Here is a 14,495-nt window from a genome sequence, read left to right on the forward strand (position 1 = left end):
TTATTGATAAATTGTTTACATGTTTTTGACGTTCAGATATAGCTTTTTAGTGCAGGTTCTGTGGAGCCTCACGCAAAACACAACATCGCGCGCCGTAATGCACCGGCTTCGCTCTGCTGCGAAGTATAAAAAATAGCCGTCGGCGCGCAACGCTCACTTTGGATAGGGTAACGTTTATGGACAGTTCTACACTGTTGCCACTTATCGGGATTCCGGTGGTGGTTATTGGTTTTGCACTGCGTTTCAACCCGCTGCTGGTTGTCGTGGTGGCGGGCCTGGCGACGGGCCTGCTGGTTGGCATGGATTTCGGTATGCTGCTGGAAACCTTTGGCGAAAAGTTCGTGAATAGCCGATCGCTTGCCACCTTCATTCTGATCCTGCCGGTGATTGGCCTATTAGAGTATTACGGGCTGAAAGAACGCGCCCAGGCCTGGGTCGCGAAGATCGCCAGCGCCACCTCGGCGCGTATCCTGATGCTCTACTTTGTTGCCCGCGAAGGAACGGCTGCGCTGGGCCTGATGTCGCTTGGCGGCCACGCGCAAACGGTGCGTCCGCTGCTGGCGCCGATGGCGGAAGGGGCAGCTCTGAATGAATACGGGGAACTGCCGCAGACTATCCGCGACAAAATCAAAGCCCATGCCGCCGCGTGTGACAATATCGCGGTTTTCTTTGGGGAAGATATTTTTATCGCCTTTGGCGCGGTACTGCTGATTGATGCGTTCCTGAAAGAGAACGGGATCGAGGGGATCGAACCGCTGCATATCGGCCTGTGGGCCATTCCGACCGCCATTGCGGCACTGATCATCCATATGACGCGTCTGCTACGCCTTGATGCCAGCATTCGTCGCGACGTGATGGCCTGGAAAGCAGAGCAGGGTACGCAGGAGATCGCACCATGATGACCCTCATCACCATTAACCGCGTGTACTACCTGATCGGCTTCGTCGTGATGCTGCTGGTTGTGATGACCCTTCGCGATCGCGCTAACCCGAAACGCTATACCACGGCGCTGTTCTGGTTTCTGTTTGGCGGGATCTTCCTGTTTGGCGATCTGATGGTGCAGGAGCTGGGTAAGCCCCTGGCGTATCGCATTATTGGCGGCGCCGTTATCGTGATTGCGCTGCTGGCCGGTTTCGGGCTGGTCGGGAAGGGGCATTATAAAATGTCCACCGAGGAGGAGCGTGTTGCCTCGTCGAACCGGCTGAAAAACTCGCTGTTTTTACCGGCACTGATGATCCCCGTGGTAACGGTCATCGGGACGCTATTTCTGAAAGGCGTGTCGATTGGCGGTGTCTATCTGCTCGACCAGAAACAGCTTACGCTGGCGGCGCTGTGCGTGGCCTGTGTGGCAGCTATCCTCACCGGCTGGTGGCTGACAAAAGGTACGCCGCTGCATGCGGTTCGTCAGTCGCGTCGGCTGGTCGATACCATTGGCTGGGCGGTGATCCTGCCGCAGATGCTCGCCATGCTCGGCGGGGTGTTTGTGGTGGCGAATACCGGCGAATCGGTACAAAAGGTGGTCAGCCTGTTTGTGAACCCGGACAGCCGCTTCATGCTGGTGGTCATTTATTGCGTGGGGATGGCGCTGTTTACCATGATCATGGGTAACGCCTTCGCAGCCTTCCCGGTGTTAAGCGCCGGTATCGCTCTGCCATTCCTGATTAATGTCCATCACGGTAACCCGGCGCCGCTGCTGGCTATCGGTATGTACGCTGGCTATTGCGGCACGCTGATGACGCCGATGGCCGCCAACTTCAACATTGTGCCCGCCGCGCTACTGGAGCTAAAAGACAAATATCAGGTTATCAAGATCCAGATCCCGACCGCGTTAACCCTGCTGGTGGTGAACGTGTTCTTAATGTATTTCCTCGTGTTTCGCTAAGGAGCTGCAATGGAATTAACGCAACATCAGGCTGACGCCTTCGCCAGAATGCCGTTGACCTATTTACGTCAGGAATACCCGAACCACATTATGCATCTGCTCAACGATGACGGCGACGTTCTGCCGCCTCGCGAGCTGCACCCGATCTTTTACGGCTGTTTTGACTGGCACTCTGCGGTGCACGGCTACTGGCTGCTGCTGCGCTGCCTGCGTCTCTGGCCCGAACTGCCGTGCCGGGAAGAGATCATCACTCTGTTCGAAGAACACCTGACCGACGAGAAGGTGGCGAAGGAGTTGGCCTATTTTACCGCGCCGTTCCGCGCGTCGTTTGAGCGGCCTTATGGCTACGGCTGGCTGCTGGCGCTGGCGCAGGAGCTGAAGCAATCGTCACTGCCGCAGGCGGAGCGCTGGTACCAGACGCTGCAACCGTTAACGCTGGATATTCGCCAGCGGCTGGTGGATTACCTCAGCAAGCTTACCTATCCGATCCGCGTCGGGACGCACTACAACACGGCGTTTGCGCTCGCGCTGGGGCTGGATTATGCCCGGGCGGTGAACGATGACACGCTTGAGCGCGCCATCCTGGACGCGGCAACGCGGTTTTACCTCGCGGACACGCAATATCCTGCGCATTATGAGCCGGGTGGCGACGAGTATATCTCCGGAGCGCTGACCGAGGCCCTGCTGATGAGTAAGGTGGTGGGGGATTTCCCGACCTGGTTCGATGCGTTTCTGCCTGAAGTGGGCGCCGTTTCTGCGCTCATGAACCCGGCCGAGGTGAGCGACCGCACCGACCCGAAAATCGCGCATCTTGACGGTCTCAACCTCAGCCGCGCCTGGTGTATGAAGCACATTGCCCGTGCTCTGCCGGAAAATCATCACGCCCGGAAGCCATTACACGATGCCGTTGCGCGCCATCTCTCGGCAAGCGTGGAGCATGTTGTCGGCAGTCACTACAGCGGCGGGCACTGGCTGGCGAGTTTTGCGCTGCTGGCGCTGGAGTAGCGCTTAGTTATATTTTCGTGCTCATCCTGTTTCCGCAGGATGAGTGATTTTACGCAACCGACTCGCGCTGACGACGACCGCTACCGCAGAAGCCGCGGCGGCGACCCACAGTGCAACATGAATTGACCTTTCATCTGCGGCCAGCAGAACGGCCACGGCGGCGGCGCCCAGACACTGCCCGAACGTGCGCATAATGGATAAAACACCGGATGCATAGCTCGCATGCTCACGAATAACGTTGGAGAGCATTTCCCGGTTATTGGGACTCTGAAAGCAGCCAAACCCCATGCCGCATACCAGACTCCGCAGGCAGATATCCCACATTGTAGGGCGGTCGGGTAATGTCGCAAGAAGGATCAAACCCACGACAAAAATCACCAGCCCCAGGGTGGATATCGCCGGGGCTGAAATCGTGTCCGCCCACCGGCCTGCATGCGGCGCAATCAGTACGATCCCTAGCGGCCACGGCGTAAACAGCAGGGCAGACAACACCGGACTGTAGCCGTATTCGCTCTGAAACAGGAAAGGCAGTGCAATAAAAGTGATCCCCTGGCTGACAAAAGCAATCATTGACGTGAAGGCCGCGAGGGTAAAACGTTCATTTTTAAACATCGTCGGCGGCAGCAAGGGGTTATCCGTGCGGCGGATCTGCCAGATAAACGCCATGCCGCTCAGCGCAGCGAGCACCGTCCAGCAAAGACTGCCGGGGTGATAAGTAGCCTCCTGGAGGCTGTTCGCCGCCATGATCGTCGACCCCAGCAGCAGCGCCGACAATATGGCGCCCGGGGTGTCGAAGGGCGCTTGCTTTCGAACCGCATCCCGCGGCAGCGCTTTGACCGCCAGCAGTAAGGCGAGGGTGCCGGGAACCACGTTTATCGCAAACAGCCATTGCCAGCTCAGGGTGTGAAGGATCGTCCCACCCAATACCGGCCCGATAGCGGAGCTGGAGGCGATGAGCAGAGCGTGTAACCCCAGAATGCGGCCAAGTAATCGCCCGGGAAATACGGATCGCAGGATTGCGGGGGCAATACTCAGCGTCGCCGCGCCGCCGATCCCCTGAAGCACGCGCATACCGATGAGCACTTCGGGCGTCTTCGCCAGCGCGCAACCCAGCGATGTCAGGGTAAAGGTTGTCAGACCTGCCAGAAAAACGGGGCGATAACCCAGGCGGGCCGCAAGCGCCGCGAATATCGCCAGCGACATCGCGGCCGCCAGCAGATACCCGTTGGCGAACCAGACGGCAATACTGGCAGGTACCTGCATCTCCTGAGCCATGGAGGGCAGGGCAATGTTGATCATGGTGCCATCAAACACGCCCATTAAGGTGGTGGTCATAATTGCGGCCATCACCCGTGCGCGCGCCGGGCCAGGCAGTCCTTCGTCGCCGGGTTGACTGGAAAAGAGCGTCATCAGGTTGTCCTCTGAGAAGAGTGTATGGTTGACAAAACTATAAAGATGGCTTTTACAGGGCGGAAGGCGCACCATTTGCACTTTATCGTTGCATGAAACGCCTTATCTGAGTGTACAGGAATGAGCGCTATGACCGATCCAGATTTTAATTTACTGATTGCACTCGACATATTGCTGAGCGAAGCAAGTGTCGCAGGTGCGGCACGCCGTCTGAACCTCAGCACCTCGGCCATGAGCCGGACATTAAGCAGGTTACGCGACGTTACAGGCGACCCGATCCTGGTGCGCGCCGGACGTAACATGGTACTGACCCCGTGGGCCGAAGCGACCCGGGATCGCGCCAGGCGTGCAGTGCACGAGGCCAGGGCGGTATTGCAGCCCTCAACTGAAACGTTCAGCGCGCAGAGTCTGGCGCGTCTTTTTACCATCAGGGCAAACGATGGTTTTGTGGTGGCGTTTGGGCCTGCGCTCATAGCGGCTGTGGCCGACGCCGCGCCGGACGTCTGTATACGCTTCGCGCCTAAGCCGGAAAAAACGTCGCGCTATCTTCGGGAAGGGCTGGTTGATCTGGAGATTGGCGTCCAGAGCAATATGGGGCCTGAAATACGGCTGCAACGACTGTTTGAGGATCGGTTTGTGGGCGTCGTGCGTAAGGGGCATCCGCTGGCTAATCAGGCAGAAATAGGGGTGAAGGATTATGTCGCCTGGGGCCATGTGGTAGCGTCACCTGAGGGCGCGTTGCACGGTTCCGTTGACGATGCGCTGGCCGAACTGGGGACAAAACGTAAAATCGCCAGCGTCGTACCGGGATTTCCGACGGCGCTGTCCGTGGCGCTGGCATCAGATCTTATTGCCATGATACCCGCGCTCTATTTACTCAATCAGCAGGTAACGGACCAGGTACATCTGTTCGAGCTGCCGTTCAAAAGCCGTCGTATTATGGTTTCACAGATGTGGCACCCAAGAATGGAACGCGACCCTGGTCACCGCTGGCTGAGAGAGCAAATTCTTGCGATATGCGGTGTGGAGAGGTCAGACATAATTTCGGGCTCTGTATAGCGATTGCTATACACACCGCTTATGCTATGCTTGTAAAGCAATTGCTATACAAGAGGTATACCTATGAAATCAGATGTTCAACTCAATCTCAGAGCCAAAGAATCCCAGCGGGCGCTTATCGATGCCGCCGCAGAGATCCTCCATAAATCACGCACGGACTTCATACTGGAGATGGCCTGTCAGGCAGCCGAGAATGTGATCCTCGATCGACGTGTATTCAATTTTAACGATGAACAGTACGCAGAGTTCATTGACATGCTCGATGCCCCGGTCGCGGACGATCCGGCCATAGAAAAACTGCTGGCAAGGAAACCACAGTGGGACGTGTAACAGCACCAGAGCCCTTATCCAGCGTCCATCAACTGGCGGAGTTCGTCAGCGGAGAGGCCGTGCTTGACGAATGGCTAAAACAAAGAGGTCTGAAAAACCAGGCGCTCGGCGCAGCCCGAACCTTTGTCGTTTGTAAAACGGGCACGAAGCAGGTCGCGGGATTTTACTCTCTGGCTACCGGCAGCGTTAACCATACGCAAGCGACAGGGAATCTGCGGCGTAACATGCCGGATCCCATTCCCGTGATTATTCTTGCCCGTCTGGCAGTTGATGTCTCGTTACGCGGAAACGGGTTGGGAGCCGATTTACTCCACGATGCGGTTTTACGCTGTTATCGGGTAGCTGAGAATATCGGGGTGCGGGCGATTATGGTTCATGCACTCACTGAGGAAGCCAAAGCGTTTTATATCCACCATGGTTTTAAAGCATCGCAGACTCAGGAACGGACACTGTTTCTCAGGCTTCCTCAGTAGAGGCAAAGGGAGGGGGTAGGATGCGATGGGCTTATCTGACGAGGGATAGGCTTCATAATATCCAATTTAACATAATATACATTATGCGCACTAAGATTAATTAAGAACAAATCCAGCCGTTTCGGGCCCAGCCTTGTTCTGCTCATTCAGCGAATTATGCCCATAGATTCTATGCCATCAACGTTCATAACTGTCGTTACAGTCTTGCGTGTTCTCTACGGCAGTCACCTGCACATCCTGAAAGCGCAACCCATCCACACCGGAAATTTTCCCAAACTCTGTCGCGTCAATAAAAATCCCCTCCAGCGTTAACCCGGCCACAGGACGCTCCGGATACCCCGCAATGAAAAATGCCCGCGAGAAATATTTGTTGTCTGAGCGACGCGCCGTCATATTTTTAATCGTCAGTCCGCTGACCTCAGTAAGACCGGCTTCGCCCTCAACACCTTCAGCCAGCTTGCGCCAGTGTTCTGGTTTATCAGATAAATTGCTCTGGTCGCCATAGCTGTACTGCGGAAACCAGTTCAGCTGGATCAGCACCGGAAAACGTACGTCCGTAAGACGTAAATTTTGGACGGTGATATCACGGATAAACCCGCCACGGTTGCGGGCCGACTTAATGCGGAACCCGACGCCCGTTCCGTTAAACGCGTTATCTTCTATCAGGACGCGTTCAATGCCACCTGAAGTTTCACTCCCCAGCGTGATCCCGGATCCCTTATTCAGCGTACATCCTCGAATCACTATATCCCGCGCGGTACGTGCTTTTTGCGCCGCTTCGCGTCCTCGTCCAGATTTGATGCAAATATTGTCGTCATTGCAGGACACAATGCAGCGTTCAATCCGCGCCTGTTCGCAGGAGTCGACGTCAATCCCGTCGGTGCTCGGCCCCGCAGAATTGCTGATTTGCACACCCTCAACCGCGATACGGCGCGAATAACAGAGGTGTATGTTCCAGAATCCGGACTCCCGACTGGTAAAATCACGCAGCAGAATGTTCTGGCTTTCAAAGACCAGGATATTGCGCGGGCGCTGACAGTCGTAATCAACCACCCAGCGTAATCCTCTGGCGCTGTAATCGCCAACCATGCCGCTGCGTTCGTCATCGCCCCAGAAGCGTTGCCACCAGATGACACCCTGCCCGTCTATCGTGCCTGTACCGGTAATGCTGACGTTTTCACAATCAATGATATTAATAATGCCTGCCGGCCAGCGCATATCAATGCCGGCCACCCGGGTGTTTATCAGGGGATAATCAGCCAGATCCTGGCTTCCAACGAGCTGTGCGCCAGCATCCAGGCGAAGCGAAACACCGCTTTTCAGAAACAGTGCGCCGGTCAGAAAACGGCCTTGCGGAATAACAATGACATCGTTCTCTTGAGCACTGTTTATGGCCTGCTGAATGGCAGACGTTGACAGGCGTTGCGCGGTTGGGTCCGCGCCACACGCCAGAATGGAGATCGCTTTCATGGCTTGTCCTTAAACAGATGAAAGCCTTAGTCTAGAAATCCGCGTGAAGGATAACCTTTGTCTGTTTGACAGCCTGGCGGTCAGGCTGGCAAAAAAGCGGATATTTACTGGCTTGCGATCACCGTAACGCCCTTTTCTTTCATGGCGCTCACCCAGCGTTCATCCGTTGTGTTTTCAACAACCAGCGTATTCACCAGCGACAGGTCGCCAATCACGAACGCCGAGGCCGTGTTGATCTTTTCCGGTGAGGCCAGTACCACCGTTTCCGCCGCTCTGCCGGAAAATGCACGTTTGATGCACGCTTCTTCATAATCTCCGGTGGTCAGCCCGGCCTCAGGATGCACGCCGGTGACACCCATGAAAAACAGATCCGCATGAATATTATTGATGCCTTCAATTGCGGCCGCGCCGACCGTGACGATGGAGTGTTTATACAAACGACCACCGATCAGGATCACCTCTATGCTCGGATGGCCGACCAGACCCAATGCGATACCCGGGCTGTGCGTCACCACGGTTATCGGTAAATCGGGTGGCAAGAATGTAATAAGTTCGGAGGTGGTCGTCCCGCCATCAATGATCACCACCTGCCCCGGTGAAATGAGCTGCGCGCCTCGCCGTGCCACGCGTTTTTTTGCATCCATTTTGACGGACTGACGCTCGGCAAAAGGCGCAATTGCTGAAGATGCTGGCAGTGCACCGCCGTGAACACGCTGCAAACGCCCTTCTGCCGCCAGTTCACGTAAATCCCGGCGGATAGTGTCCTCAGACACCGAGAAAAAGAGGCTGAGCGCAGTTGACTGGACCTGGCCTTCCGCCTCCAGTTTTTCCAGAATCAACTGTTTACGCTGGCTTGTAAGCATGATTTATTCCTGATGTTGCACGATATATCTTGTATTTGCGCGATAGTGCTGTTTATGATGCTTACTCTACGAGAGGAGAGCCAAACGTGCAATCAAAACGTGCAGATATACGCATCATCAACAGCGAAACGTTGTCCGACAACTGGTATAACCTGAAAAAATACACTTTTGACTTCCAGCGCAGCGATGGCGACTGGCAGCGGCAAGAGCGTGAAGTGTATGACCGGGGGAATGGCGCGACGATCCTGCTCTATAATCGCGACAGCAAAACCGTCATTCTGACGCGTCAGTTCCGTTTCCCGGTGTTTATCAATGGTCACGAAGAGGATCTCATTGAGGCGGCCGCCGGCTTGCTCGATAACCTTGACCCGGAAAGCCGGATTAAGGCCGAAGCGGAAGAAGAAACCGGGTTTAAGGTGACGCGCGTAGAGAAAATTTTTGAGGCCTATATGAGCCCGGGCTCGGTTACCGAGAAACTCTACTTCTATCTGGCGGAATATCATCCGCAGGATCGGACCAGCGCGGGCGGCGGCGTTAAAGCTGAGGGGGAAGATATCGACGTGCTGGAAATGACGCTGGACGACGCGCTTCGGGGCATTGAAAATGGGCAGATCGTCGACGGAAAAACCATCATGCTGCTCTATCACCTGGCCCTCAAAGGCATTTTATAATCTCACCATTAGCCAGATACCTGCCCCGGCGCAGGTATTTGCCTGTGCTATTCTTGCTGAACACCTCAACATGGAGATGCGAAAATGGCCGACTGGGATCCCTCTCTTTATCTACAGTACAGCGCAGAACGCACACGTCCCGCCGCTGAGTTACTGGCCCGGGTGCCGCTTGCTGACATAACCTCAGCCGTGGATTTGGGCTGCGGGCCAGGCAACAGCACCGCGCTGCTGAAACAGCGCTGGCCTTCTGCGCAGATCGCCGGCGTGGATAACTCCCCGGCCATGCTGGAGGAAGCCCGACAGGCCCTGCCAGACTGCCACTTTGTTGAGGCGGATATCCGTCACTACAAACCTGACCAGCCGCTCAGCCTGATCTACGCCAACGCCTCATTGCAATGGATCCCGGACCATTACCACCTTCTGCCACACCTGGTTTCACTGCTCCAGTTAAACGGCGTGCTGGCGGTGCAAATGCCTGACAACTGGCTTGAGCCGACGCACGCCCTGATGCGTGAAGTTGCCTGGGAACAGGGCTACCCCGATCGTGGCCGCGAGCCATTGCCGGGTATCCATGCCTACTACGATATTCTGACGGAAGCGGGATGTGACGTGGATATCTGGCGCACCACCTACTTCCATCAGATGAGCTCTCATCAGGCGATTATTGACTGGGTCAGCGCGACGGGGTTACGGCCGTGGTTACAGGAACTCAACGAAAGCGAGCAGAAAAACTATCTGAAACGCTACCTTGAGCTGCTGGAAGAGCAGTATCCGCTCCAGGAGAACGGGCAGATACTGCTGGCTTTTCCGCGCCTGTTTATGGTGGCTCAGCGGGTTCCGTAAGCCGGATCAGGAACGCGCTTCCTTGAGCAACTGCTGAATCACGGCCTCCTGCTTGTCGTAGTTACCTTCGCCAAACGCGGTGTAACGCAGTTGCCCTTTCGCATCGAAATAGTAATGCGCTGGCCAGTACTGATTTCCGAACGCGCTCCAGATTTTGTAGTTATTATCCGTCACTACGGGGTACGGCAGCTGCCATTTATTGACCGCGTTTTTCACCGATGATAACGGCTTTTCCCAGGGGTATTCCGGGGTGTGGACGCCAATCACCACCAGACCTTGTGACTCATATTTCTTCGCCCAGTCTCGAACATGCGGAAGGGTATGCTGGCAGTTGATACAGTCCCAGGTCCAGAAATCGATAAGCACAACTTTCCCCCGCAAGGCCTCAGACGTGACAGGGTCACCGTTTACCCAGCCCGTACCGCCGCTTAATGATGGTAGCTGGCTGCTCGGCGTTGCGTCAGCGACTGGTTGCAGTTTCACCTGCGTGGAGGATGGTTGCGCAAGGCTCAACAGAGCGTTTTCCAGCTGGTCGGCAATACCGTTGGCACCTTTCAGGGCTGAGGTCATCCCGCTGGCGTTGAACGCAACGGCAGCTAACATCATCACTCCCGCTCCCTGACGCAAACGCGCCATCAATGCGGATTTGGCTCTCAGAGGGGTTATCAGCTTACGGCCCCCCGCGACAAGCAGCCCCAGCATCAACGCGCATCCACTGCCGTAAGCGGCTAACAGCGCTCCGGTTGCGATGGCCGAGTGGCCCGCAATATTAATGCTGAAGATCGCCCCGAGAATCGGTCCGGCACAGGGGGACCACAGAAGTCCAACGGCCAGCCCTGCCAGAAAAGCCGAAACCAGGCCGCGTCGCTGAACGCTGTGGGTGTTGAGAACGTTTCCCGCACTGACCGCCGGACGGGCAATGCGCTGAGCAAACTGCGGGAAGATCAGAGCCAGGGCGGCAATGCTCAGTATCAGCAGCGCAATCCAGCGACCGATAACGGTGGCGTCAGCGATCCACTCGCTGGCAACCGTTACTACCATCGCCACCAACGTGAACATCACAATCATTCCCGCCAGAAGCGCCAGAATGTGTTTGCGCTGCCCCTGAAAGCCAGCGAACAGCAGAGGAATGACGGGAAGCGTGCACGGACTGAGCAGGCTAATCATGCCGCCCAAAAAAGCGATTATCAGAAACATAACGACCTCACGATACGGTTGCTGCGAAGGTGCAGTGAGGTTATTTGACCGTACGAATGTGTTCAGGCCGTGTGCGAAAAGCTGAATTTTGTCTGCCTGCGTATCGGCACGGGGTGCAGATACACAGGCGTACAATTAACCGCGCGGAAGAGTCACGCTTACGACCAGCCCGCCCTCTGCCCGGTTTGCAAGATGCAATTTCCCGTCAAGCTGGGCGGTGAGCTGCGCGGCAATGGCGAGCCCTAACCCGGTGCCGCCCGTTTCGCGGTTGCGCGACGTTTCAACCCGGTAGAACGGCTGTAACACCGCCTCCAGTTCTGCCTCCGGGATGCCGGGGCCGTTATCCATAATACGGATCGCTACCTGCCTTTCATCTTCATCAATCTCTATAACCGCGCTATCGCCAAACTTGAGCGCATTATCCAGCAGATTGGTCATTACCCTGCGCAATGCCTGTGGACGAGTAACGATCGGCAGACGCGCATTGCGTGCATGAAACTGCACGTTTTTACCAATGTCCTGATAATCACTGGCGATGCTGTTAACCCACGCGTTCAGCTCCAGCTTCAGCGTGGTCTCTTCCAGTGATTCTGATGACCGGGCATAGGCAATCCCCTCCCGTACCAGGCGCGACATATTATCCAGGTCGCTCAGCAGCTTATCGCGGAGTTCGGGCTGATCTGCCATTTCGATCCGCAGCTTCATGCGCGTGATGGGCGTCTGGAGATCGTGAGAAATGGACGCCAGAATCTGCGCGCGTTCACGCAGATACGTTTGTATCCGCGACTGCATCTCATTAAAAGCGTGTGCAGCCTGGCGCACTTCAACCGGTCCTTTTTCAGTCATCGGTGAATGGGCCGCAGGATCGAGGGAATCAACCGCACGCGTGAATTGCAGGAAAGGCCGGACAACCTGGCGTACGGCAATCCAGGAGCAGAGCGCGACAAGTAACAGCTGAAGAACTAGCACCACGGGTAACCAGCTGGCGACAGGCGGCATGCGCGGGATCAGATCGATAGTGAGCGGTGCGCCGTCGCGGAGCGTCAGATGGGCCTGAATATGGGAGATTGGCCCTGGCACCGCCGTAAACTGGAGCGGATATTGGGCTGAAAGCGTCTCTTTCAGGGTGCGAATTGCATCCCGCGAGCGCTTGTCCGTTGGTGCGGCGCCTGCCTCGCCGGGGCCAAGGATATAACGATAATTACCGCGACTGAGCCGTTCCAGCCACTCTGGCCTCTCTTTGGCCGGAAGCCGGTCGAGAATGGCCACGCTGGTCGCCACGTCATTCTCAAGATTGCCCAGCATAACCGTGCGCGCGCTGTGCATTCGCTCAACCATGACCAGCGTCAGGCTGAGCGCGTTAGCCAGTAAGAGTCCAAGCAGCACAATGATCAGCAGCCGGGCCAGTAAGGTGCGGGGCCACAGCGTCATTCATTGGCCTCGACGATGGTCACCGGCATGGTAAAAACGTAGCCTTCGCTGCGAACGGTTTTAATGTAGGCCGGCGTGCGGGCATCTTCATTCAGGCGCTGTCGCACGCGGCTCACCAGGAGATCAATCGAACGCTCAAACAGCTCGGCATCACGTCCCTGCGTCAGGTTCAGCAGCTGATCGCGGGTCAGCACCCGTTGAGGATGATCGAGGAATACGCGCAAAAGGCGATATTCCGCCCCGCTGAGCGCCACAACCATCCCCTCGTTATCAATCAGATGACGCGCCACGGTATCCAGTTGCCATTCACCGAACACCACCAGGCGCCCTGCCTCGGTCACCTGAAGATTAGGCGGCATAGTACGAAAACGACGCAGGATAGCTTTGATACGCGCCAGCAGTTCGCGGGCCACAAACGGTTTCACCACATAATCGTCGGCGCCCATCTCCAGTCCCAGGATCCGGTCCGTGTCCTCGTTGCGCGCGGTGAGCATCAGGATCGGCAGATCCTTATGCCTGCTGCTGCGCAGCTGTCGACACAGCGTCAGGCCATCATCGCCGGGCATCATCACGTCCAGCACCACCAGGTCGATATGCTGTTTGTCGAGCACTACGCGCATCTCTTTCCCGTTCGCCGCGCCAGAGGCGTGGTAGCCGGATTTCACGAGGTAATCGACAATCAGTTCACGAATATCCCTGTCGTCATCGACGACAAGGATGTGATCAATATGCTCCACCGCAGGCTCCTGATTAAGAGGTAACGGATTGAAAATAGCACATATCAGAGCTTATCCGCGTCGACAACGGCTTTAACAAAGTCCTGCGGATCTTCCTGCGGCGGGTTGTGGCCAACCGTTGCGCCGAAAGTACGGTGCTCATATTTTCCGGTGAATTTCCCTGCATAGGCTGCGGGTACAGGATGTGGTGCTCCGTTGTTACCGCCCTCGATGGTGATGGTCGGCACCGTAATATTCGGCAGCGTAGCCAGCTTTTGTTCGTAGGCGTCATATTTCTGCTCACCCTTCTCCAGCCCCAGACGCCAGCGGTAATTACTGAGCGTGACGGCAACGTGGTCCGGGTTATCGAGGGATTTGGCGCTGGCATTGAAGGTGGCATCGCTGAATTTCCAGTCAGGCGAAGCCTGGGACCAAATCAACCGGGCAAAATCGTGCGTATTTTTAGTATAGCCCTCCGCCCCGCGCGGCGTGGCGAAATAGAACTGATACCACCACTGAACCTCTGCCTTCGGCGGTAAAGGCTGTTTGCCAATCGCCTGGCTGCTGATCAGGTAGCCACTTACCGAGACCAGCGATTTCACCCGTTCCGGCCAGAGCGCTGCAACGATATCTGCCGTACGCGCCCCCCAGTCATAACCGGCAAACACCGCCTGTTTGATATTCAGGGCGTCCATCAGGTTGACGATGTCTTTTGCCATTGCCGAAGGCTGGCCGTTTCGCGGCGTTTTATCAGAAATAAAGCGTGTGGTGCCGTACCCGCGCAGGGACGGCACAATGACACGATACCCCTTCGCGGCCAGCGCGGGGGCCACTTCTTCATAACTGTGAATGTCGTACGGCCAGCCATGTAGCAGGATCACCGGTTGCCCCTCTTTTGGCCCGATATCGATGTAACCGACGTTCAAATCGCCAGCGTTAATCTGTTTAACCTGGTTAAAGGCCGACGCGTAATCCTTACCCGTCGCTTCTGCCTGGCAGGACATCACGGTGCCAAGTGATACGGTCAGGGCGACGGCTGAGTATGCGAGTTTATTAAACATGATGTTATCTCCGTGTAAGTTCAGTTGACGGAGATATAACACCATGCGTTTGTATAGGAGATGTGTGCGGATGCGGTTTTATTG

The 14,495-nt window shown here is 56.1% G+C and carries 15 protein-coding genes; 8 read left to right on the forward strand and 7 right to left on the reverse strand.

Annotation, left to right across the window (positions count from 1 at the left end):
- The first annotated feature begins 176 nt into the window (after positions 1-176).
- Genes DD597_RS11885 through DD597_RS11895 form a run of 3 tightly spaced genes read left to right on the forward strand, consistent with a single transcriptional unit; the run spans position 177 to position 2,887 of the window.
- Complete coding sequence (locus tag DD597_RS11885) at positions 177-899, forward strand: DUF969 domain-containing protein (protein ID WP_003857121.1); 723 nt, start codon at positions 177-179, stop codon at positions 897-899.
- Positions 896-1,882 (forward strand): DUF979 domain-containing protein, encoded by a 987-nt coding sequence (locus DD597_RS11890; protein WP_063159052.1) that lies wholly within the window; start codon positions 896-898, stop codon positions 1,880-1,882. Before DD597_RS11885 ends, DD597_RS11890 begins: the two co-directional genes overlap by 4 nt.
- Positions 1,883-1,891: 9 nt before the next feature.
- Positions 1,892-2,887, forward strand: coding sequence for a DUF2891 domain-containing protein (locus DD597_RS11895; protein WP_063868602.1), 996 nt, complete (start codon positions 1,892-1,894; stop codon positions 2,885-2,887).
- A gap of 21 nt (positions 2,888-2,908) precedes the next feature.
- Here the strand turns inward: DD597_RS11895 and DD597_RS11900 are convergent, their stop codons facing one another.
- Entirely contained in the window at positions 2,909-4,297 is a 1,389-nt protein-coding gene (locus tag DD597_RS11900) for an MFS transporter (protein ID WP_023314162.1), read from the reverse strand.
- 129 nt (positions 4,298-4,426) lie between these two features.
- On the opposite strand from DD597_RS11900, the gene DD597_RS11905 reads away from it, so the two are divergent.
- The 3 genes from DD597_RS11905 (at position 4,427) to DD597_RS11915 (ending at position 6,159) form a co-directional block, all read left to right on the forward strand.
- Complete coding sequence (locus tag DD597_RS11905; protein ID WP_129256215.1) at positions 4,427-5,356, forward strand: LysR family transcriptional regulator; 930 nt, start codon at positions 4,427-4,429, stop codon at positions 5,354-5,356.
- Positions 5,357-5,419: 63 nt separating this feature from the next.
- Positions 5,420-5,686, forward strand: coding sequence for a DUF1778 domain-containing protein (locus DD597_RS11910; RefSeq protein ID WP_003857131.1), 267 nt, complete (start codon positions 5,420-5,422; stop codon positions 5,684-5,686).
- On the forward strand, positions 5,674-6,159 hold the full coding sequence (locus DD597_RS11915; protein ID WP_003857133.1) for a GNAT family N-acetyltransferase: 486 nt from the start codon (positions 5,674-5,676) through the stop codon (positions 6,157-6,159). The genes DD597_RS11910 and DD597_RS11915 overlap by 13 nt, the downstream gene beginning before the upstream one ends.
- A 177-nt stretch (positions 6,160-6,336) precedes the next feature.
- Here the strand turns inward: DD597_RS11915 and DD597_RS11920 are convergent, their stop codons facing one another.
- Both DD597_RS11920 and DD597_RS11925 read right to left on the reverse strand, forming a co-directional pair.
- Positions 6,337-7,629, reverse strand: a complete 1,293-nt coding sequence (locus DD597_RS11920; RefSeq protein WP_045896810.1) for a glycoside hydrolase family 28 protein — start codon at positions 7,627-7,629, stop codon at positions 6,337-6,339.
- Between the two features lie 104 nt (positions 7,630-7,733).
- Positions 7,734-8,492, reverse strand: a complete 759-nt coding sequence (locus DD597_RS11925) for a DeoR/GlpR family DNA-binding transcription regulator (RefSeq protein ID WP_003857136.1) — start codon at positions 8,490-8,492, stop codon at positions 7,734-7,736.
- Between the two features lie 86 nt (positions 8,493-8,578).
- Here DD597_RS11925 and DD597_RS11930 point away from each other — a divergent pair, with 86 nt between their 5' ends.
- Together DD597_RS11930 and tam are read left to right on the forward strand one after the other, a co-directional pair.
- A complete protein-coding gene (locus tag DD597_RS11930; protein ID WP_023324657.1) occupies positions 8,579-9,163 on the forward strand; it encodes an NUDIX hydrolase in 585 nt (194 codons plus the stop codon).
- Between the two features lie 84 nt (positions 9,164-9,247).
- Complete coding sequence (tam, locus tag DD597_RS11935; protein WP_023314159.1) at positions 9,248-10,006, forward strand: trans-aconitate 2-methyltransferase; 759 nt, start codon at positions 9,248-9,250, stop codon at positions 10,004-10,006.
- A 6-nt stretch (positions 10,007-10,012) separates the two neighbouring features.
- Here tam and DD597_RS11940 read toward each other — a convergent pair whose 3' ends face one another.
- From DD597_RS11940 to DD597_RS11955, 4 genes are all read right to left on the reverse strand, one after another.
- Positions 10,013-11,203 carry a cytochrome c biogenesis protein DipZ gene (locus tag DD597_RS11940; protein WP_045342948.1) on the reverse strand — a complete coding sequence of 397 codons (1,191 nt, stop codon included), beginning with the start codon at positions 11,201-11,203 and terminating at the stop codon, positions 10,013-10,015.
- Positions 11,204-11,338: 135 nt separating this feature from the next.
- Positions 11,339-12,634 (reverse strand): ATP-binding protein, encoded by a 1,296-nt coding sequence (locus DD597_RS11945; RefSeq protein WP_032609216.1) that lies wholly within the window; start codon positions 12,632-12,634, stop codon positions 11,339-11,341.
- Complete coding sequence (locus DD597_RS11950; RefSeq protein WP_022651194.1) at positions 12,631-13,371, reverse strand: response regulator; 741 nt, start codon at positions 13,369-13,371, stop codon at positions 12,631-12,633. The genes DD597_RS11945 and DD597_RS11950 overlap by 4 nt, the downstream gene beginning before the upstream one ends.
- A gap of 44 nt (positions 13,372-13,415) precedes the next feature.
- Positions 13,416-14,411, reverse strand: coding sequence for an alpha/beta fold hydrolase (locus tag DD597_RS11955; RefSeq protein ID WP_129256216.1), 996 nt, complete (start codon positions 14,409-14,411; stop codon positions 13,416-13,418).
- Between the last annotated feature and the right edge of the window lie 84 nt (positions 14,412-14,495).

It is taken from the genome of Enterobacter cloacae complex sp. 677-3DZ2D5B, assembly GCF_004136695.1.
GTDB classification, from domain to species: Bacteria; Pseudomonadota; Gammaproteobacteria; order Enterobacterales; family Enterobacteriaceae; genus Enterobacter; species Enterobacter hormaechei_C.